This window comes from Sanguibacter biliveldensis (genome assembly GCF_033798665.1).
Classification (GTDB): domain Bacteria; phylum Actinomycetota; class Actinomycetes; order Actinomycetales; family Cellulomonadaceae; genus Sanguibacter; species Sanguibacter inulinus.
Window position 1 is genome coordinate 1,345,001 of record NZ_CP138359.1, and the last position, 20,403, is coordinate 1,365,403.

At 72.1% G+C, this 20,403-nt stretch carries 19 protein-coding genes and 1 pseudogene; 10 read left to right on the forward strand and 10 right to left on the reverse strand.

Features of this window, described 5'->3' with window-relative positions; genetic code table 11:
- Position 1: 1 nt before the first annotated feature.
- Positions 2–1,378 (reverse strand): annotated as a pseudogene (locus SANBI_RS05735) (ABC transporter substrate-binding protein).
- Positions 1,379–1,682: 304 nt separating this feature from the next.
- On the opposite strand from SANBI_RS05735, the gene SANBI_RS05740 reads away from it, so the two are divergent.
- From SANBI_RS05740 to SANBI_RS05750, 3 genes are all read left to right on the forward strand, one after another.
- The gene (locus tag SANBI_RS05740) at positions 1,683–2,390 is read left to right on the forward strand and encodes a GAF and ANTAR domain-containing protein (RefSeq protein ID WP_319159779.1); all 708 of its coding nucleotides are present in this window, start codon (positions 1,683–1,685) and stop codon (positions 2,388–2,390) included.
- Positions 2,387–3,082: a GAF and ANTAR domain-containing protein gene (locus SANBI_RS05745; RefSeq protein WP_319159781.1), complete on the forward strand. Its 696-nt coding sequence runs from the start codon at positions 2,387–2,389 to the stop codon at positions 3,080–3,082. Before SANBI_RS05740 ends, SANBI_RS05745 begins: the two co-directional genes overlap by 4 nt.
- A 146-nt stretch (positions 3,083–3,228) precedes the next feature.
- Positions 3,229–4,023, forward strand: coding sequence for a GAF and ANTAR domain-containing protein (locus SANBI_RS05750; RefSeq protein ID WP_319159782.1), 795 nt, complete (start codon positions 3,229–3,231; stop codon positions 4,021–4,023).
- Positions 4,024–4,045: 22 nt separating this feature from the next.
- Here the strand turns inward: SANBI_RS05750 and SANBI_RS05755 are convergent, their stop codons facing one another.
- The 8 genes from SANBI_RS05755 to SANBI_RS05790 form a co-directional block, all read right to left on the reverse strand.
- Positions 4,046–4,504: a hypothetical protein gene (locus SANBI_RS05755; protein WP_319159787.1), complete on the reverse strand. Its 459-nt coding sequence runs from the start codon at positions 4,502–4,504 to the stop codon at positions 4,046–4,048.
- Between the two features lie 153 nt (positions 4,505–4,657).
- Positions 4,658–5,398, reverse strand: a complete 741-nt coding sequence (locus SANBI_RS05760; RefSeq protein WP_319159789.1) for a PAS and ANTAR domain-containing protein — start codon at positions 5,396–5,398, stop codon at positions 4,658–4,660.
- A gap of 161 nt (positions 5,399–5,559) precedes the next feature.
- Positions 5,560–6,546, reverse strand: coding sequence for a glycosyltransferase family A protein (locus SANBI_RS05765; protein WP_319159792.1), 987 nt, complete (start codon positions 6,544–6,546; stop codon positions 5,560–5,562).
- A gap of 297 nt (positions 6,547–6,843) precedes the next feature.
- Positions 6,844–8,355: a SpoIIE family protein phosphatase gene (locus SANBI_RS05770; RefSeq protein WP_319159794.1), complete on the reverse strand. Its 1,512-nt coding sequence runs from the start codon at positions 8,353–8,355 to the stop codon at positions 6,844–6,846.
- 140 nt (positions 8,356–8,495) lie between these two features.
- Positions 8,496–9,914 (reverse strand): MATE family efflux transporter, encoded by a 1,419-nt coding sequence (locus SANBI_RS05775; RefSeq protein ID WP_319159796.1) that lies wholly within the window; start codon positions 9,912–9,914, stop codon positions 8,496–8,498.
- Positions 9,915–10,085: 171 nt separating this feature from the next.
- Entirely contained in the window at positions 10,086–10,538 is a 453-nt protein-coding gene (locus tag SANBI_RS05780) for a MarR family winged helix-turn-helix transcriptional regulator (protein ID WP_319159798.1), read from the reverse strand.
- Between the two features lie 63 nt (positions 10,539–10,601).
- Positions 10,602–11,996: a TY-Chap domain-containing protein gene (locus SANBI_RS05785; protein WP_319159800.1), complete on the reverse strand. Its 1,395-nt coding sequence runs from the start codon at positions 11,994–11,996 to the stop codon at positions 10,602–10,604.
- Positions 11,997–12,065: 69 nt separating this feature from the next.
- Entirely contained in the window at positions 12,066–13,085 is a 1,020-nt protein-coding gene (locus SANBI_RS05790) for a GlxA family transcriptional regulator (protein ID WP_319159802.1), read from the reverse strand.
- 160 nt (positions 13,086–13,245) lie between these two features.
- Here SANBI_RS05790 and SANBI_RS05795 point away from each other — a divergent pair, with 160 nt between their 5' ends.
- Positions 13,246–13,878, forward strand: coding sequence for an isochorismatase family protein (locus tag SANBI_RS05795; RefSeq protein ID WP_319159804.1), 633 nt, complete (start codon positions 13,246–13,248; stop codon positions 13,876–13,878).
- Positions 13,879–13,970: 92 nt separating this feature from the next.
- On the opposite strand, the gene SANBI_RS05800 is transcribed toward SANBI_RS05795, so the two are convergent.
- Complete coding sequence (locus tag SANBI_RS05800; RefSeq protein ID WP_319159806.1) at positions 13,971–14,807, reverse strand: SDR family oxidoreductase; 837 nt, start codon at positions 14,805–14,807, stop codon at positions 13,971–13,973.
- Positions 14,808–14,872: 65 nt separating this feature from the next.
- Here SANBI_RS05800 and SANBI_RS05805 point away from each other — a divergent pair, with 65 nt between their 5' ends.
- From SANBI_RS05805 to SANBI_RS05830, 6 genes are all read left to right on the forward strand, one after another.
- Entirely contained in the window at positions 14,873–15,208 is a 336-nt protein-coding gene (locus SANBI_RS05805; protein ID WP_319159808.1) for a winged helix-turn-helix transcriptional regulator, read from the forward strand.
- 10 nt (positions 15,209–15,218) lie between these two features.
- A complete protein-coding gene (locus tag SANBI_RS05810) occupies positions 15,219–15,902 on the forward strand; it encodes a hypothetical protein (RefSeq protein ID WP_319159810.1) in 684 nt (227 codons plus the stop codon).
- A 271-nt stretch (positions 15,903–16,173) separates the two neighbouring features.
- Positions 16,174–16,818, forward strand: a complete 645-nt coding sequence (locus tag SANBI_RS05815; RefSeq protein ID WP_319159812.1) for a copper resistance protein CopC — start codon at positions 16,174–16,176, stop codon at positions 16,816–16,818.
- Between the two features lie 43 nt (positions 16,819–16,861).
- Positions 16,862–17,530: a copper chaperone PCu(A)C gene (locus SANBI_RS05820; protein ID WP_319159814.1), complete on the forward strand. Its 669-nt coding sequence runs from the start codon at positions 16,862–16,864 to the stop codon at positions 17,528–17,530.
- A complete protein-coding gene (locus tag SANBI_RS05825) occupies positions 17,530–18,849 on the forward strand; it encodes a Dyp-type peroxidase (protein ID WP_319159816.1) in 1,320 nt (439 codons plus the stop codon). The genes SANBI_RS05820 and SANBI_RS05825 overlap by 1 nt, the downstream gene beginning before the upstream one ends.
- The gene (locus tag SANBI_RS05830; RefSeq protein WP_319159818.1) at positions 18,846–20,381 is read left to right on the forward strand and encodes a PepSY-associated TM helix domain-containing protein; all 1,536 of its coding nucleotides are present in this window, start codon (positions 18,846–18,848) and stop codon (positions 20,379–20,381) included. The genes SANBI_RS05825 and SANBI_RS05830 overlap by 4 nt, the downstream gene beginning before the upstream one ends.
- Positions 20,382–20,403 lie beyond the last annotated feature (22 nt).

Below are 20,403 nucleotides of genomic sequence, written 5' to 3' on the forward strand. Positions count from 1 at the left end.
GTCAGCGCTCGTCCCAGGTGGCCCACGCATCGTCGAGCGCAGCCTGCGCCTCGGTCTGCGCCTGCGCGAGTGCCTCGGCGGGTTCCTGCTGGCCGTTGAGCACCCGGTTCACGGCGTCCTGCCACGCGGTCTTGAAGGCGTTGTCTGCGGGGTTGGCCGGCAGGCTGAAAGGGTGCTCGTTCGCCTCGTAGGTGGCCTCGATCGCCTCGGACCAGGGGGCCGGGGCGTCGGCGGGGACGAGCTCGTCACGGATCAGCTGGTCGGCCTCGGTGTTGCCGGTGAGCAGCCCTGTGAAGAGCGTGCCGCTCTCCGCCCTGGCGTCCGCACGGGCCTGTGCGGCCTCGGTCCAGGCGTCGGTCTCGGTCATCAGGCGGGCGAAGGCGCACGCGGCCGCGGGGTTCTCGGCGTCTGTCGGCACGGCCCAGGCCGAACCGCCCGCGTAGGCGATCGGCTCGCCCTCGGCGTCCTTGACGGTGCTGAAGGTCAGGGGCGCGTCGGGCGACGACTCGTTGAGCACGTTCACGTACCAGTGCTCCATCGGCATCGCGCCGAGGGCCCCTGTCGCGAGCTGGTTGCCCGCCCCGAAGGCGTCCGCCGAGTCACGGTAGGACTTGACGCCGGAGAACCCGCCCTGCGCGTCGTACAGGTCGATGGCCCACTCGAGAGCCTCGAGGACCGCCGGGTCGTCGAGCTGCGCGGTGCGGCCGTCGGCCGAGATGAGGTCGGTGCCCAGCGCGTGGGATCACAGCGGCAAGAACTCGGGGAGCTTCGGGTCGACGCCGATCACGGAGAGCCTGCCCCCGTCCTGGCGGGTGAGCGCGTCGTTCGCGGCGGTCGCCGCTGCCCGGTCCGAGCCGTCGACGTCGTCGACCGTGACCCCCGCCGCCGAGAGCAGGACCGCGTTGGCCATGACGACCTGGACCGTGTTGAACTCGGGGACCCCGTACAGGGACCCGGCGAAGGTCTCCTGGTCGACGGCCGCCTGGTCGAAGGCGTCGACGTCGATCCCCTCGGCCTCCACGCACTGGTCGAGCGGCACGACGGCGCCCCGCGACGCGAAGGAGCCGATGAGGTCGCGGCTCGCGTAGACGAGGTCGGGCGGGTTGCCCGACGCGACGGCCGAGAGGAAGGCCTGGATGTCGAGCGCACCCTCGGAGAGCGAGACGTCGACGTCGCCGAGCGCGGCGACGGCACGGTCGTACCGGACCTGGCCGATCTCGTCGCCCGTGCCGAAGCCCATGATCGAGAGCTCGCCCTCGAGCGGGGCGTCGGGGCTGAACTCCGGGGCCTCGCCGCTCGAGCCTGTGCCCTGGGCGCAGCCGGCGAGGACGAGGGAGAACGCGAGGGCGGCTGTGCCGACGCGGGTGGGGTAGGCCATGAGGTGGGCTCCTTGGGGCGCGGGCGCGAGGCCCTGAGCAGGGGAGATAGCGCCTCGGGGCAGCCGCGCGGCCGCAGGCCACCCGGCGCACCACGGGTGCACGAGCGGCGATCTGCTTCACCTGAGCACAGTGTGGCACCAGGGGGTGAAGTGCTCCACCGGAACGGGCCTGCATCCACAGGAGTGCCCCGAGGAGGAGGCCCCGCTGGGATACCCTCCTGAGGTGAGCGCGTCCTGCGACCCACGGTGCGCTGCGCCAGGTCGCGGCGTATGGACCGGGCCGGCAGGCGCTGTGGAGGCACCAGTGGACGATGTGAGCATCCTCGCCGAGCTCGCGACGTACATGTCGCAGGTCCCGCCCTCTGACTCCCTGCCGGTGAGGCTGTGCCGCGCCGCGGTGATGATGCTCTCGGCCGACGGCGGGTCGATCGTCCTCACGCCCGACTCCATGCCGGCCTTCCCGCTCGCCGCGAGCAACACCGTGGCGCGCAGGATCGAGTCGGTCCAGGAGATCTTCGACGCAGGTCCTACACGCAGCGCCCGGGAGACGGCGAACCTCGCCGAGGTCAGCGTCGTCACGGCCTCGGCCGCCCCGTCCCTGGTGATGGACGAGCTCCGTCAGGCCGCCGGAGACGTGACCATCTCGGCGTACCCGATGCGGGTGGCCGGCGAGGTCCTCGGGGTCCTGGCCGTGTACACCTCGCGCCGCCGGGCGCTCAGCAGGCCGCCCGAGGACGCCCAGACCCTCGCCGACATCGTCGGGGCGGCGCTCCTGCAGTCGATGGACGCAGACCCGACCGACCTCGTGGCCTGGCCGGCCCGGGCGCGGGTCCACCAGGCGACGGGGATGGTGGTCGCGCAGCTCCGGGTGTCGCCGGAGGACGCGCTCACCCTCATCAGGGCCAGGGCCTACGCTCAGGGGACCACGATCGAGGCGGTCTCCGACGACCTGGTCTCACGACGGCTCAACTTTGCCTCTGACGACGACAGCACAGGAAGAGAGCGATCATGAGTGCACCGACATCGGCAGGGGTGCTCGCCGAGATGACGGCGCTCCTGGTCCAGGACCGCGAGATCACCGACGTGGTCTCCAGGCTCACGCAGGAGTGCCTGCGCGTGCTGCCGGTCGACGCGGCGGCGATCCTGGTCAGCGAGCAGTCGACAGGCCTGCAGCTGCTCACGGCGACGTCGCACACGGCGAGCCAGCTCGAGCTGTACCAGGCCATGCACGAGAGCGGACCGTGCGTCGACACCATCGAGCTGGGCACGGCAGTGACGGCGGTCGGCGAAGACGAGATCGCCCGACGGTGGCCCGAGGTCGGGGCGGCGGTGGTCGCGGCGGGGTTCAGGTCCGTGCACGCGATCCCGCTCGCCTGGCGGGGGGACGCTATCGGCGGTCTCAACCTCTTCGGCCGTGGGCAGGACCCGTGGAGCGAGGAAGACCTCTCCGTCGCCCACAGCCTCGCTGACCTCGCGACGGTCGCGATCGCCCGGCCGGGCCTGGGGGAGACGAGCGCGATCCACGCGAGGATCCGCGAGGCTCTCGAGGTCAGGGTGCGTATCGAGCAGGCGAAGGGCGTCCTCGCCCAGACCGAGCGCCTCGACATGGACGCCGCCTACGACGCCCTCGTCGAGCGGGCCGCGACGCGCTCTCTCGGCGAGGTCGCGGACGCCGTGCTCCGTGAGGCGCAGCGGCGGGACTGAGGATCCGGACGGCGGTCTCTTGGAAGGGGTGCTGCGGGGACGGTATCGTGGGCAGACTCGCGCTGGTCCGACGGACGTGCCGTCCCGGCGCAGGCCCCCGGTGGCCCAGGCACGTGCACCGGGACGGCCAGCCAGAGAGGATCCCGATGAGCACCCAGGACCAGAGAGTCTCCGACGAGACGAGCCTCGACGACACCTTCGACCGAGCCACCTCTGGCGACGTGGATCTCCCTGACCGGGTGGCTGCCGCCGCGAGGTTGCTCGCGGTCGAGCCGAGCGTCCAGGAGACGCTCGACGGGATCGTCGAGCTCGCCGTGAGCATGGTCCCCGGGTGCGCCGCAGCGGGGATCTCGCTCATCACCCGGCGCGAGATCACCACGGCCGCCGCGACCGACCAGGCGGTCCGCCTCGGCGACGAGATGCAGTACGAGCTCGACGAGGGCCCCTGCCTCGACGCCGTGCGGTCGGAAGAGGTCGTGCGGACCGACGACGTCGTCGCCGACTCGCGCTGGCCTCGCTGGGGACCAGCCGTCTCCGAGCGTCTCGGGGTGCGGAGCATGCTCTGCCTCCAGCTCTACACGACCGAGACCAAGCACGGTGCGCTCAACCTCTACGCCACGGAGCCCGGTGCCTTCAGCGCCGCCGACCAGGCGCTCGCGGGGACCTTCGCCGCTGTCGCCGCAGCCGCTCTCCAGGCGGCCCAGACCGAAGAACAGCTCGAGTCGGCCGTCGCGAGCCGCACGCTCATCGGTCAGGCTCAGGGCGTGATCATGGAGCGCTACGGGCTCTCGGCGCCGAACGCCTTCTCGGTGCTCAGCCGGATCTCCCAGGACTCCAACACCAAGCTCACCGACGTCGCGCAGCAGATCGTCGCGACGCGCCTCATCCCGGGCGTCGACACGCCCTCGGGCGCGCGCAGCGCTGCGCCAGACAAGGGCTGACAGCCCGGCCCCCAGGCAGGCGTCAGATCGCCGGTTCTGGCGTGCCGGACGTCGCCTGCCGGGAGTAGTCCTCGTGGACGACGTCGTGGTCGTCCAGGCCTGCGACGAGCGAACGGGTCAGCTCGATCCAGTCCTCCAGGCTGATGGCGGTGACCAGGGCCAGGAGCTCGGGCAGCGCCCCCGGGGCGATGTCCTCGCGCACCAGCGGTCGCAGCGAGCCCTCGCAGCTCCACGAGGCGATGAGGCTGCCTGGGCGGGTCTTGCTCCTGACGAGGGCCGGCCGGATCGAGCTGTGGACCAGGTCGTGACGGATCGCGGGCATGGTGTGGGCGTGGTCCCAGGTGAGCCAGGCGCGCCTGAACGACTGCTTGACGCTGTCCCAGTCCGCGGTGATCTCGGTGATGCCGAGGGCACGGCAACCGACGGCGAGACCCTGCTGGAGGGCGTTCTGCTGGGTGGACTCGTTCATGGCGACAGGCATGACGGCGGACCTCCGGTGAGGGTGGTGTCCGAGCCGCCTGCTAGACCCGTGCTCTGACGCTACACGCCTGCGCGCGGGGACGCACCGCGAGAGGCCAGGCCGTGCTGGACGGTGTCTGTGCTGCTCAGAGCGTCACAGACCACCGGGACACGGTCAGACGTCGGGGTCGCCCTCGGGGGTCGCGAGCTCCCGCCTGGGGTCGACCCGGGCGAGGTGCTTGCGCACGTCGTCGAGCAGCGGGACCGAGGGGGTCGTGAGGAACCCGGAGACGAGGTGGTCGGCGACCTCGCGCAGCGGGGTGTTGGAGTCGTTGGAGAACCGTCGCAGCACCGCGAAGGCCTCGTCGCCCGAGACCCCGAGTGCGGCCATGACGATGCCCTTGGCCTGCTCGATCGTCGACCGGCTCAGCGACGAGGCGAGGATCGACGCCGTCGCCTCGCGCTGGACGGCCTCGCGGTAGCTGTCGGTGAGGTCGACAAAATAGCCCTCGAGGGTCGTCGTGGTTCCGCCGTCCTCGTCGGTGCCGCCGTCCCGCCGCCCGCTCCCGACGATGCCCAGCACCCGGTTCGAGCCACGGGCGTCGAGCATCCTGTACACGCAGCTGAAGGGTGTGGGGCCCGCTGCGGCCTCGCGCAGCAGTCCCACGAGGTGCGCGGAGTCCTCGGGGTGCTTGTGCGAGACGATGAGGTCGGTCGACGGGACGACGTCACCCGGGTCGAAGCCGTGCATGAGGTAGACCTCGTCCGACCACGTCCACCGCTCGGCGGGGAGCTCGAGCCGGAACGTGCCGGCGAGCTGACGGTCGGTCTCTGGGGCCGCTGGGACCTCGACGGGACCCTCGGTGCTGGGGGGTGCGTCCGGCGACTCGCGCCTGCTGGTCGGACGGGCGTGCATGACAGTGCTCCTCAGACTTCTCACTCTGACGGCCACTGCCTGACCGGTGACCAAGCATAGTCGAGGACGAGGGCTGCGACGCCACGACCTGCGGGTCTGGTCATGGGGTCGAGCGCGGCACGCTCGGGCGTGGCACGACCGGGCAGCACGACCGAGCGTGGTCAGGAGGTCGTGCGCGCGCGTGCCGTCGCGATCCGGACGGCAGACGCCATGCCGCCGTCACCGAAGGTCACCGGGCCGACCTCGACCGACGGGTCGGCGACCACGAGGTCTTCCCACGCGGCGAGCCGGGCTGTCGAGGTCGCCTCGAGCCCGAGGAGCGCCGCCTCGAGGTGCGCGGCGAAGGTGTCCCGGTGGTTCGAGAGCACCTGGGCGTAGCGGGCGACGCGCGCCTCCATGCTGCGCACGTTCGCGGAGGCAGGGTGGGTGCGGTAGCGCAGCAGCGGCTCGCGGACGACCTCGACCCGGGTGCCGGGCCGGCGCAGCAGCCGGAGGTAGAAGTCCCAGTCTTCGAATCCCTGGGTCATCGTCTCGTCGTACCCGCCGGCCTGCTGCCAGTCCTCGTGGCGGATCAGGAGGGAGGCAGGCGCGGCGTTCCTGGGCAGGAATGCCTCGACGGACCCGCCTGCAGGCTCGACGCCCCCTGCGGCGACCCCGAACATCGAGAGCCAGGACGAGGCCGCGACGACGTCGTGGTCCTGGACCAGGGCGGCGAGGGTCGACGCGACGAAGGTGGGCTCCCACAGGTCGTCTCCGTCGAGCACGGCGACGACCTCTGTGCTCAGCGCTGCGATCCCGGCGTTGCGTGCGGCTGACACGCCGGAGTTCGCCTGGCGCAGGACCCGCACCGTCGGTGAGCTGTGCGTCTGCGCGCCGAGATCGTCGAGGGCGGCGACGCTCTCGGGGTCGGTCGACCCGTCGTCGACGACCACGACCTCGCTGACCGCGTGGGTCTGGGCGAGGATCGAGTCGACAGCCTCGCAGACCTGACGTCCCTGGTCGAAGGCTGTGACGACGACCCCGACGGACGGTCCTGCCGCGTCACGTCTGCGGTCGTCGCCGACCTGTCCCTCAGGGCGGAGAGGGGTGGCGCGGTCGAGGTGGGCGCCGCCGTGGTGGGACTCGCGGTCGTGCTCCGGGGTGCTCACGCGGGTGCCGTCCGGGTCAGGCGCTCGCGGAGGGCCCGGACCCGGGCTCGTCGTGCCCGGGGCACCTGTCAGCCTGTGCGACGTGCTCCATGACCTCGTCGACGTGCAGGCCGCACCCGGCCCAGGTGGTCTTGCCGCAGCGTGCGCACGTCACCGGCTGGCACATGAGGGTCCTCGTCCTTCGTGATGGGGTGTGGGCTGCTAGAGGTGAGCCCTCACCAGTGTGCCTGAGTCGGGCGCACACCGTGGACGCTGCATTCGTCAGGGCGGCCCTCGTCGCGGCTTCGGCCGGCGACGCTAGACCAGGTCGCGCCTGACGACCAGCAGGCAGGCGTCGTCGCGGCGCAGACCGGGCTCCACGCACCGCTCGAGCACGAGGTCGGCGAGGGCCTCGACGCCGAGGGACGCACCCTCGGTGAGGGCGTCGGCGAGCCGCCGGGCGCTCGTGGCCGGGTCTTCGCCGCGGCGCTCGACGAGTCCGTCGGTGTGCAGCAAGAGGGTCTGCCCGGGCTCGAGGACCACCTCGGCAGGGTTGTAGGTGGCGTCGGGCAGGGCACCGAGCATGGGGCCGCGGGCGTCGCGGAGGGTGCAGACGGCCCCGTCCGGGCTGAGGACCAAGGGGTAGGGGTGACCGGCGCGCGCGTACCTGACCAGGCCGTCCTCGACCGAGACGCTCACGACGGCCGCTGTGGCCATCGCCTCACGGGTGGCGCCGAGCAGCCTGTCCAGGTGGGCCAGCGCGTGGTCGGGGGAGTGCCCCTCGTGCACGTAGGCGCGCAGCGCCGAGCTGGCGCGAGCCATCGCGCCGATGGCCTCGACGCCGTGCCCGACCACGTCGCCGATGCTCGCCACGAGCTGGCCGTGAGCCGTGCGGGTCACGTCGTACCAGTCCCCGCCGAGACCGACCTCGGAGTCTGCGGGCAGGTGCCTGATCGTCACCGTGTACCCGGCTGCCGAGGGCAGGACCGTCGGCTGGAGCGTGTCCTGCATCTCGTGGAGGGCGCGGCTGAGCCTGAGCGTCGTGGCGGCGAGCTCGTCCTGGAGCGCGCGGACGCGGCTGACGTCCCGCGCGATCGCGGCGACGCCGAGCACCGGGCCGTCGCCCGTGCGGACTGGGAAGAACGACTCGAGCCAGGTGTGCACCACGCCAGGCTCGGCGGGGGTGGACCCGACGATCTCGGCGTCCCGGATGGGCTCGCCGCCCGCGAGGACCGAGCGCAGGAGCGGTTCGGCGCCCTCGCGGAGGTCGGGCAGGAGGTCGAAGACGTGCGCACCGTCGTGCTCGGCGACCGTGAAGCCGTTCATCGCTGCGAGCTCGCGGTTGACCCGGACGAAGCGCAGGTCCGTGCCGATGAAGGCGAAGCCGACGGGGGCGTCCTCGAGCAGGGTCGAGACGATCGCGGCCTCGGACCAGGCCAGGTGCTTGAGGCGCTCGTCGCCCGACAGGTCGACGACGACGGCGACCCACCGGAGCGGGCCGCGGCCTGTCGCGACGAGGACGGCGAGGGTCGGGACGCCGACGCCGTCGGGCCTCAAGAGCTCTTTGACGACGACGGTGCTGCCGTCCTGGCGCAGGTGCTCGAAGGCTGCGGCGTCGCGCTCGGCGTCGGCCGGCCGGCCCGCATCCATCCAGGAGAGCCCTGCGGCGAGGTCGTCCCGGGTGCGACCGAAGATGCGGAGCATCTCGTCGTTGGCCTCGAGGACCCTGTCGACCGACCCCGTCGCGACACCGACGGCCGACGAGCCGAACAGCGCGATCATCTGCTCGGCGCGCGCCTCGAGTCTCTGGCCCCCCGGGAAGTTCTCCACACCGGAAGAGTGGCACATCTCGCGGCCGGGGCCGCGCAGGCAGGCTGGGGACGAGCCGAAGACTGCGCGGGCTCCTGAGCCCTGGGGCCCGGGAGCCCGCGCGTCAGAGGTCTCCGGGCTGCGTGCTGGGAGGCTCCCGGCTACGCCTCGGCCTGCTCGAGCGCGGCCTCGGCGCGCTCGTCGCTGCCCTCGGCGAGCCCTCGGTCGATCGACCCGCGGTAGGCCACCCAGAGCACCACACCCAGCACGAGGACCATCCCCTCCGACACCGTCAGCGACCAGATGATCCCCGGCAGCCCGAACCACAGGTTGCCGAGCAGGACGACAGGGATGAACAGCACGCCCTGCGACGTCGACATGACGATCGCCGGGACGGCCCGCCCGGTCGCCTGGAACAGCGAGGTGAGCAGCCCCGTGAAACCGTTGACGATCATCGCGACCACCTGGGCTGTGAGGACCGTGACGCCGATCGCGAGGACCGCCCTGTCGGCGGTGAAGGCGGAGACGAGCTGCTCGCGCAGCAGGAGGGCCACCGTCGCGGCGACGAGCACGAGCCCCGCGACGGTCAGCGCGGAGACCCGCACGGCCGACCTGAGGCGCTCGCGGTCGCCCTTGCCGTAGGCGTAGGCGAAGAGCGGCAGCACACCGAGGGTCACGCCCATCACCAGGAACTCCGGGACCTGCGCGATGCGCACGGCGACCCCCATCGCAGCGAGGGCGTCGTCACCGTAGGCCGAGGCGAGGTTGTTGAGGACCAGGGCCGTGACCACGAGGAACGACGCCTGGAACAGCTCGCTGACCCCGACGCCGAAGACCGGGCGGAGCACAGCAGGGGAGAGCGTGAACCAGCGCGGGGCGAGGCTCGTGTGCTCGCTGTGCCTGTGCAGCCAGAGGCCGAGGTACCCGACGAGCCCGAGGTTGGACAGACCCGTCGCGAGCGCCGCACCGCCGACCCCGAGGTCGAGCACGAGGATGAACAGGACGTCGAGCACGACGTTGAGGACCGTCGACAAGATCAGCCCTGTCATCACCTGGCGCGCTGCGCCCTCGGCCCTGACGAGCTGTTCGAGGCAGAAGGCCGCTGTGAGGACCGGCACGAAGGCGAGCATCACCCCGACGAAGGCCCGCGTCGCGGGGGCGGCCGTGGCGTCCGCGCCGAGCAGCGTGACGAGCGGGTCGAGGAGCAGCAGGCCGAGACCACCCACCACCGCGCCGGTCAGGACCGCTCCCCAGACGGCGAAGGACGAGACGTGCTTGATCTGCTGCGCGCTCGCCGGGTCGTGCTCCGCGGCCCCGAGGAGCCGCGAGACGAGAGCCCCGCCGCCGACGCCGAAGACGCCTCCGACGGCCATGACGAGGGCGAGGACAGGGGCGCCGAGCGTCACGGCGGCAAGGAGGGCGCTGTCGTGCAGGGAGCCGATGAACCCGGCGTTGACGACGTTGTAGACGGCGCTGACGATCATCGCCGCCGCCATGGGGATGCACAGGTGCACGAGTGCACGCAGGACCGGTGCGGTCGAGAGGTACCAGCGGTTGCTGGTGGGGGTGTCGGTGCTCATGAGAGGCCTCTTCCTGGGCAGGCTCGAGCGCACGCCGACGAGCGCCGGCGCGGCGAAGATGCGTGTGGGGTCTGTGAGACGGCGGCGCTCGCCCCAGAGAGGGGTCAGGGCTCGCCGGAGAGAGGGTCGACCTCGTCCGTCAGGACGGTCGCCCTGGGAGGGGCTGAGGAGTCAGTCGCGCGAGGGGCGCGGCAGCTCGGCAGTCATCTTGGTCAGCAGGGTGTGGAGCGTGGTCCGTTCGTCGTCGTCGAGCGGCGCCAAGATCTTCTCGTCGGCCGCGAGCATGGCCTCGTCGAAACCGGCGATGAGGTCTTCGCCTGCCGGGGTCGTGTAGACACGCTTGCGACGCTCGTCACCGTCTTCTGAGCGGCGCTCGACCAGACCGCGGCGCTCGAGGCCCTGGAGCAGGCTCGACACGCTCGCCGCGCTCGTGCGGCTCACCTCGGCGATGTCTCGCTGGATGGCCCCGGGGGACCGTGCGAGGTAGCCGAGCACGAAGGCCTGCTGGTGGCTGAGGTCGCGCTCGCGGATCCAGTCGTCGCCCGCCTTGCGCTGTGCCCAGCCGATCCAGCGGACCAGCTCGAGGCTGCGGTCGGGGCGGGTCTCGTCGGGGTCCATGCTCATGAAAGTAATAGTTAGAGATCTAACTGTCAACCCTCAAACTATCAGGGACGGGGTGACGCCAGGTCAGACGCTCGGCAGGCCGAGGGAGGGCAGCTCGAGCGCGCTCGAACCCCGGTCGTAGGTCTCCATGTGCTCGGCCGACCACGTCTCCCCGGGGAGCATGGTCTCCGGGTCGCGCCAGGCTCGGTACACGAGCGCGCTCGGACCGCTGATGCCGTAGGCGTGGCGCAGCGCCTTGACGCAGCGCTCGGCGAGGGCCGTGAGCCCGGTGCCCGCGGCCGGCTGCTCGAGCTCCCAGGTCCAGCTCGGCTGCGCAGGTCCGGGCGGGGCCCAGTCCGCAGCGTGCAGGGCGTCCTCGTCGGCGTCGGCGACCACGTCGGTCCCGGGGGCCTCGGCGTGCAGCAGGGTGGGCCCGCCGGCGAGCTGGACGTACCGTCTGGGGTCCGACGCCGACATGATGATGAGGTAGGTACGGTCGGAGACGTCACGGAAGGTCTCGGCGAGAGCGTGGGTGAAGGCTCCCCAGCTGGGCGGGAGGGTGGTGCCCGCTGCTCGTGGAGCGTCTTGAGTCCACGGGGCGGGCACCGGGGTGCGGGTGGTCGTGATGCTCAGGCCGGGGTCGTCGACCGCGACGGTCCGCACGTACTCCTGGATCTCCCGACGCTCGAAGCCGAAGGGGATGAACCCGTCCTCGAGGGCACGACGGTCGCGGGTCGAGAGCTGGACGAGTCCGGCGTTCCCGGGGTCGACGCGGACCACCAGCCCGTGGAAGACCCCGGTGTGGGCGAGGGTGAAACACTCGAGCTGCTCGTCTGGTGCGACGGCCCGGACGTAGCGGTCGTGCCGACGGGTGAAGCCGTCCTCGGGGCGGTCTGTGTGCAGCACCCATCCGTCCCTCTGGCGCACCAGCCTGTACTCGGCGCTCTCGCGCTGTGCGTACAGACCGTTCTTCCGGAAGGCCGAGGGGCTCAGGCCGCGGGCCGGACCGTCCGGGCGCGTTCCTCGAGCGGTTGCAGACTGGCCGCCGCCGCGGGGTGGCAAGACCTCTTCGGGGTTGTCGGCCCACGGCACGGGCAGCGGTCTGCGCACGCTCGTGACGCGCAGACCCGGGTCGCCGGCTCGGACGGTCGTGCGCCAGTCCGTGCCACCGCGCCGCAGCTCGTGAGCCGTGAAGCCCTGGTCGGTCGCCGTCCTGTCGGTCGAGACCAGCGCGAGGTCGCCGGTGGGGCGCGGCAGCACGGCGACCTCCAGACCCCTGTAGATGCCGGTGTGCCTGAAGCCGAAGCACTCGACGTGGTCGTCTGCCGCGATCATCCGGACGAACACGTCACCGTCTGCCATGAAGCCCGCTGCCGGGTGGTCCGACCTGAAGGCCCAGCCGCCCTTGTGGAACCGCAGCGGGTAGAGGACGCCCTCGAAGATCCCGTGCAGGCCAGAGGGTGGGACGGGTCCTGACATCTCCTGCTCCATGCCGCCCCCGTCACTGCTCGTCGCCGCTCGTCAGGCCGATGATAACCAGGCCCCGCGTCACCGTCCCTGGGTCGCCGCCCCTGGAGACAGGGAGTCGAGGGCACCCCGTCGGCTCGACGGTCCCGGCGGCTGCACGCGGGCGTCGAAGCGGCGGCGGTACCCGGTCGGGGTGCTGCCGAAGGCGCTCGCGAAGTTCTGCCGGAGCGTGACAGCGCTGCCAAAACCGCACGCTGCGGCGACCCGCTCGACCGCGAGGTCCGTCGTCTCGAGGAGCCTGCGGGCCTCGTCGAGACGCCGCGAGCGGACCCAGGCTGCCGGGGCCGTGCCCGTCGAGGCGCGGAAGATCCGCACGAAGGAGCGCCGGCTCATGTGGGCGACCGCGGCGAGCCTGTCGACGCTCAGGTCGTCGTCGAGGTGCTCGAGCGCCCACTCGCAGGCTGCCGCGACAGGGTCTGGCGCCGCGCGCTGTGCGACGGGCCGTTCGATGTACTGGGACTGCCCGCCCTCGCGGTGCGGGGCGACGACGAGGGACCGCGCGACGGTGTTGGCGGCAGCGGCGCCCAGGCGTGTGCGCACGAGATGGAGGCAGGCGTCGAGCCCGGAGGCCGTCCCGGCCGAGGTGAGGACGTCGCCGTGGTCGACGTAGAGCGCCGCGGCGTCGACAGCGATGCCGGGGTGCCGGGCGGCCAGCTGGTCGACGGCGTGCCAGTGCGTGACGGCGCTGCGGCCGTCGAGGAGACCGGAGTCGGCGACGACCATCGAGCCGAGGCACAGACCGACGACGGTGGCTCCGCGGGCATGGGCCTGGGTGAGCAGCCGCAGGAGCGCCGGGCTGGGGGAGCGGCCGTCGGCGAGCCAGGAGGGGACGACGACCACGTCGGCCGCGCTCGCGGCGCGCATGCCCTCGATGCCGGACACCGTGTAACCCTCGGCGGTGCGCACGCGGCCGGCGCGCTCGGAGAACAGCACGGTCGACCACTCACCCAGGCCCTGTCGGGTGACCTCGTCGAAGACCATCTGGGGGACTGCGAGGTGGAACATCGTGATGTCGTCGAAGGCATAGACGGCGATGCGCACAGGAGGTCTCCGATCGTGGCCTGATCTCATCGGAAGTCAGCATACGGGCCAGTGGTGGGTGAAGGTCCCGGGCGGCAGGATCGAGGGTGTCGCGGCCCGTCGCCTCAGCCTGAGCGACCGGGCCCCCAGTCCTCACCCCCACCAGCACCCAGGAGACACCATGAGCACCCCTCGTCGCGCACTCGTCCTCGTCGACGTCCAGCAGGACTACTTCGACGGCCCCCTCGAGATCCAGTTCCCCCCGCGCGAGGACTCCCTCGCCCGGATCGCCCAGGCGGTCGACGCCGCGACCGCCGCAGGCATCCCGGTGGTCGCCGTCCAGCACGTCGCGGGGGAGGGTGCGCCGGTCTTCGACCCGACCACCCCGGGGTACCAGATCCACCCGGAGATCGAGCGGCGCCGGACCCCGGCGTGGACGTCAGTGACGAAGCAGTACGGCACGGTCTACGCCGGGACCGGCCTCGTCGACTGGCTGCGCGAGCACGACGTCGACACCGTGACCTTCGCCGGGTACATGACCAACAACTGCATCCTCGCCTCGGTCGCCGAGACCGAGACGCACGGCCTCGCCGCCGAGGTGCTCTCGGACGCGACGGGCGCGATCCACATCGCGAACTCGGTCGGGTCGGTCTCGGCCGAGACCGTGCACACAACGCTCATGGCGATCTTCCAGTCGAACCTCGCGGCCGTCGCCTCGACCGACGTGTGGGCGGCTGCGGTCACGGACGGCACCGTGCTGGAGAAGGACAACCTCGTCGCCTCGGCGATGCTCGGAGCGCAGCACGCGGGCTGAGACCCGCAGGGGCTGCCGAGCCGACGAGAGCGGGGTCCTGGGCCGACGGTCCAGGACCCCGCTCTCGTGCGTCGCGCCTCGGCGCTCGCGGCTCACACGCCGATGTCACCCAGCCACTGGGCGACGGTCCGCGGCGTGATCCCGAGCCGGCGCTGCGCGCTGGTCTCCTCGTCGACCAGCTCGTGGGGCTGCGTCGCGCGCCACCTGTAGGAGTCGACGACCGACGACGCGGCAGGACCGAAGAGGGGCGTGATGAGCTGCTCGAAGGCGTCGGGGGTGATGGCCTCGAAGCGGACGGGGCGTCCGAGGTGCTCGGCGAAGCCCTGGGCCAGGTCCGACCCGAGCAGGCCGGGCAGTGCGCCGACACCGACGATCCCGGTGATCGCCCGGTCCTCCAGGAGGCGCAGCACGACGTCGGCGACGTCGAGGTGCGAGCTCCACGACACCGCGTAGTCCTCGCGGACCGGGTAGCCGAGCACGCCGTCCTGCTGGACCGGGCCCACGACGACGGGCAGCAGCAGGTTCTCGAGGTACAGGCGGGGCTGGACGACGGCGCTCGACACCCCCGAGGCGGACAGGCGCTCGGCCAGGATGCTCACGGCGCTGGCGGGGTCGTCGAGGGTGTACCCGCTGGTCGACAGGACGACGCGTCCCGGGCGCGCGGCGTCGACCGCGTCGGCGATGGTGCGGGCGTGGGCCACCTGCTGGTCGGGGGAGCCGATCGGCAGGTGGACGAAGACGCCCTCTGCCCCGGAGTAGGCCTCGACGAGGGAGGCGGTGTCGGAGAGGTCGACGGCGACAGCTGCGCCGGGGCCCGCGTAGGTGCTCGGGGTGCGGACTGCGGCGGTCACGTGGTGGCCGGCAGCGGAGAGGAGGGAGGCGACGGGGGTTCCCTGGGCGCCAGTGGCGCCGTGGACGATGTAGGTCATGGGAGCCATTAGTGCATGCGATGCATCGGTTACGTCAACTGCACCGACGGACTACGATCGACCTCGTGAGAGATGTCGACGAAGCCCCTGAGTGCGGGGTCGCCCGGTTCCTCGTCCTGCTCGACGGCCCCTGGGCGACGCTCATCGTGCGCGAGCTGCTGCACGGGCCGCTCCGGTTCACTCAGATCAGAGACCGCCTCCCCGGGATCAGCGCGCACACGCTCACCAACCGGCTCCGGCAGTTCGAGCGCAACGGGCTGGTGACCCGGACGGCGTACGCCGAGATCCCGCCACGGGTCGTCTACGAGCTCACCGAGGTGGGCGGACAGCTCCGGTCAGTGCTCGACGCGATGAACAGCTGGGCGCTCTCGGTCCCTCCTGTCTCCTCGAGCGTCCCCTAGGATCTAGGTCATGCAGACGACCGGGGAGCAGGTGCTAGGCGTGCCCGCCCGTTCCGTCTCGCGTCCGGCTCGCCTCGGCCGCGGCGCGCTCGCCGCAGTCTTCTCGACCTTCGTCGCCCTCGCCTCCCACGTGCTCGCAGGCGGCGCGATGCCCGGTCCGCTCGGGGTCCTCGTCCCGCTGGTCTTCGCGACCTCGGCCTCGATCGCCCTCGCCGGCCTGCGACGCTCGTGGTTGCGGCTGTCGGTCTCCGTCGCGCTGAGCCAGCTGCTGTTCCACACGCTCTTCGTCGTGGGTGCCGCGAGCAGCGCGACCGTCGCCGTCGTGGGCGGTGCTGGTCCGCACGCCGGGCACGGTGTCGATCCCGTCGTCCTGTCCGTCGGCTCTGCGGCTGGTTCTGCGACCCACGCGGGCCACGCCGGTCACGGCGGTCTCTGGATGATGCTGGCGCACGCTGCTGCGGCCGCCCTGACCGTCGTGACGCTCCGCCGTGGTGAGGTCGTCCTCGCCCGGCTCACGGGGCTGGCCGACCGTCTCGTGTCCTTCCTGCTCTTGCCTGTCGTCAGGCTCTTGGTGCTGCCCGCGCACCCGCGGGCCGCGCTGTCGGGCGACGAGGGTGTCTGGGTCCCGGCACCGCTCTCCGTGGTGCGGTCGTGCGTCGTCAGGCGCGGTCCGCCGGCGCTCGCGCTGGCCTGAGACCCCCCTGTCAGCACCCGCCCGTCTTCTCGACGGCGCGGGGTGTGCTGACTCCTGACGTCTCCGCGCCTGCCTGCCGGACGCTTCGTCTCTCACGACTCCTTGCCTGCCACTGGACGTCGGTGCTGCGCTCGTCACCCTCGGTGACGGTGCTCGCCACCGAGCTGCCGTGGTGGTGCTGCTCGCTGCCCTCCGGGCGACGGGCCTGGTCGTCGTGCTCGACGGGGTGCCCGCTGGTGCTCGCGGACCTTCGACGAAGGTCGTAACCCCCATGACTGCACGCTCATCCCGTGCTGCCTCGCGCACGGCCGGGACAGGAGCGCTCCTCGCGCTCTTCGTCGCGGTCGCCGCGCAGCCGGCAGCCGCGCACGACCAGCTGCTCGACAGCTCTCCCGGTGTGGGAGAGCGCCTCGACGTCGCCCCGACCGAGGTGACGCTGAGGTTCTCCGACGAGATCCTGGCCATCGGCCCTGCGGTGATCGTCGCCGACGACGCCGGGACCACCTGGACCGTCGGCGACCCTGTGCTCGACGGCCCCGACGTGGTCACCGAGCTCGCCGACGACGTCCCTGACGGGTCGTACGAGGTCCGGTGGCGGGTGGTTTCCTCCGACGGGCACCCCATCACCGGGGTCATCCCGTTCTCCGTGGGTGACGCCGCTCCGGCCTCGGGCTCCGAGACGGGGTCGGCTGCTCCGGCGGACCCGTCCGACAGCTCGGACGCGGAGCCGGCGGCCGGCTCGGCTGGCGAGCAGCCCGAGGTCGCCGTCTCGGCCGCGGACCCGGAGGCCGGTCCGGGCTGGGTGCGGCCTGTCGTCGTCGGAGTCCTGGGTGCTCTGGCCGCATCGCTCGTCTTCTGGGTGGCCGTGCGCCCCTCGCGCCGCCACCCCTCCCCGCCCGACGACGCGTCGCTCTGACGTCTCCGTCCGGCTCCCCTCGAATTGAACTGAAGGAACTCCTATGTCTGCACGTCTCCTCATCACCCGCCGTCTCTCCTCGTCGACCCGTCCCACCACCCCCGGCCGACGCCACCTTCCGACAGTCGCGCTCTCGGTCGCGGCGCTCGTCGCGCTCGCCGGGTGCAGCAGCGCTGACTCCGCACCGTCAGGGACGGGGTCTGCCACGAGCGGCTCTGCCGCCGACTCGGTGTCCGTCGACGACCCGTGGGTCAAGGCGGCCGACAGCGGCATGTCGGCTGCCTTCGGCGACATCACCAACTCCGGGCCCGAGGACGTCACCGTCGTCTCGGTCACGACCCCTGCCTCGACTGCGCTCGAGCTCCACGAGACCGTCGAGAACGAGAGCGGCTCCATGGTCATGCGCGAGAAGGACGGCGGGTTCACCGTCCCCGCCGGGGGCGACCTCGTGCTCGCGCCGGGCGGCAACCACATCATGCTCATGGACCTCGTCGAGCCTGTCGTCGCAGGCGACGAGGTGACCTTCACGCTGACCTTCTCCGACGAGTCGACCCTCGACTTCACGGCGCCCGCCAAGGACTACGCGGGCGCGAACGAGAGCTACGAGGGCGGCGACGACATGGAAGGCATGGAGGGCATGGACCACGGCGACTCAGGCGACGCCACCACGACCCCGGGCGCCACGGACGCACCCGACGCAGGCGACGAGTGATGGGCCGCGACCAGGCCAACGAGCCCGGTCGCGGTGGTCCCACCCGGCGGCAGCTCCTCTTCGGAGGGGCTGTCGCCGGGATCGGGGCCGTCGCTGCGATCGGCACCGACACCCTCGTCCGGCGCGACGGCCGCGGCTCTGAGACCTCCGAAGCCGAGCAGGCCCTCAACGGAGGGCTCACCGTCCCGTTCTACGGGACGCACCAGGCGGGCATCGAGACCCCACCCCAAGCGCACGTGACCCTGGTGGCGCTCGACCTGCGGCCCGAGGTAGACCGCGACGGCTTGCGCCGCCTGCTGCGGATCCTCTCCGACGACGCGGCCAGGCTCACCCAGGGGGCGCCAGCCCTCGCCGACTCTGAGCCTGAGCTCGCGCAGGTCCCGGCCCGGCTCACCGTCACCTTCGGCTTCGGACCCGAGCTGGTCCGGCGGGGTATGCCTGACGGGTCCTCGACCGGGGTGCTGCCGACGTGGCTGCGCCCGCTGCCCGCCTTCGGGGTCGACAGGCTCGAGGACGTCTGGAACGACGGCGACCTGCTGCTCCAGATCGGCGCGGACGATGCCTTCACGGTCGCCCACGCCCAGCGGATGCTGCTCAAGGACGCCCGGAGCCTGACCACCGTGCGGTGGACCCAGTCGGGGTTCCGGCGCGCGCACGGCTCGGAGAGGTCCGGGACCACCATGCGCAACCTCTTCGGCCAGGTCGACGGCACGGTCAACCCTGCTCCGACGACGGCAGACTTCGACGACCTGGTCTGGATCGGCGACGGGTGGCTCGCGGGGGGCACCAGCATGGTGGTGCGGCGGATCAGCATGGACCTCGACGCCTGGGACCGTCTCGACCGCAGCGGGCGGGAGCAGTCGACCGGGCGGTTCTTGTCGACAGGCGCCCCGCTCACCGGGACCCGTGAGCACGACGAGCCCGACTTCGAGGCGACCACGGAGATCGGCTTCCCGGTGATCCCCGAGTTCTCGCACGTCCGGCGCGCGCGCTCGGACGACACATCCGAGCGGATCTTCCGCAGGGGCTACAACTACGACGACGCCCCGACGGGCGACCAGGTCTCGAGCTCGGGTCTGCTGTTCGTCTCCTTCCAGGCCGACGTCGACGCGCAGTTCGTCCCGCTCCAGCGCAGGCTCGACGAGCTCGACCTGCTCAACGAGTGGACCACGCCGATCGGGTCGGCGGTCTTCGCGATCCCGCCAGGGTGCTCCGAGGGCGGGTTCGTCGGGGAGACGCTGCTCGGGGACGGGGACGGGGACGGGGACGGGGACGGGGACGGGGACGGGGACGGGGACGGGGACGGTGACGGCTCGTGAGCGCGACCGGTGACGCCGGTGAGCCTCGAGGTCCGGTCCTGCTCGACGGGGCGCCGTCGGCAGACCGGCCGTCAGGGACGGACCTTGCACGCCAGCCCCGCCGTGCGGGCTGGCTCTCGCCGCTCCTGCTGCGGCTGCACTTCTACGCCGGGGTGTTCGTCGGTCCCTTCGTCCTGGTGGCCGCGGCGAGCGGCGCGCTCTACGCGCTGACCCCGCAGGTCGAGCAGGCGGTGTACGACCACGAGCTGCACGCCCCGGCGGCGGCGAGCCAGCTCGCGCTGCGCGAGCAGATCCTCGCTGCCGACGCCTACGTCGGACCCGACGAGCAGCTGGTCGCCGTCCGGCCGGCGCCTGAGCCCGGAGACACGACGCGGGTCATGTACGCGGGCGACGACCTCGGGGCGAGCGAGACCCGTGCGGTCTTCGTCGACCCGGCGACGGCCGAGATCCGTGGTGACCTCACCGCCTACGGCACCTCGGGTGCGCTGCCCGTGCGGACGTGGGTGACCCAGCTGCACAGGTCGTTGCACCTGGGGGAGCCGGGTCGGCTCTACAGCGAGCTCGCGGCGTCCTGGCTGGGAGTGGTGGCGGTGGCTGGCCTGGCGCTGTGGGGGACGCAGCGCTGGCGTGCCCGGCGGAAGAAGTCGCAGCTGAAGAGGTCGCAGCTGATGAAGACGCACCTGAAGACGGCGCGGCGACCGGCCGTGGCGGGCCCGGGCTATGCCAGGACGAGGTCGCGGCACACGACCACGGGCCTGTGGGTCGTGGGGGTCGCACTGTTCCTCTCCGCGACGGGCATCACCTGGTCCGAGCACGGAGGCGGCAACGTCTCGGACCTGCGGGCAGCTGTGGGGTGGACGACCCCGGCGGTGAGCACAGACCTCAGCGGTGCGGGTGGTGATGCTCCGGACGAGCACGCGGGCCACCACGGCGGCGGCGCACCAGCAGGGACTGTCGCCCCGGCTGCCGTCAGCCGAGGTGCCTTCGACTCCGTGCTCGCGATCGCGCAGGACGTGAACGTGGACACCGGGCTCGTCGAGATCCGACCACCCACCGAGGCAGGGACAGCCTGGGTGGTGCAGGAGATCCAGAGGTCGTACCCGACCGAGGTCGACGCCGTCGCGATCGACGGGCAGACCATGCAGGTGGTCGACAGGGTGGACTTCGACGACTTCTCGCTCGTCGCGAAGCTCAGCCGGTGGGGGATCGACCTGCACATGGGGTCGATGTTCGGCCTCGCCAACCAGCTCGTGCTGTTCGTCGCAGGGTCCGCGATCGCCGCGATGGTCGTGTGGGGCTACGTGATGTGGTGGCAGCGCCGCCCCAGGCGCGGGCCCCGTCGCGTCGGCAAGCCGCCCGAGCGCGGGGTGCTGCGGCGCGCCCCGTGGTGGGCCGTGGTCGTCGCGCTCGTCGGTGCGGCTGCCCTCGGGACGTTCTTGCCGCTCGTGGGTCTGAGCCTCGTGGCCTTCCTGGTGGTCGACGCGCTGGTGGGGCTCCGCGGAGCGTCTCGCCGGGATGCACCGGTGCGATGACCTCTCGAGGCGAGACGGGACG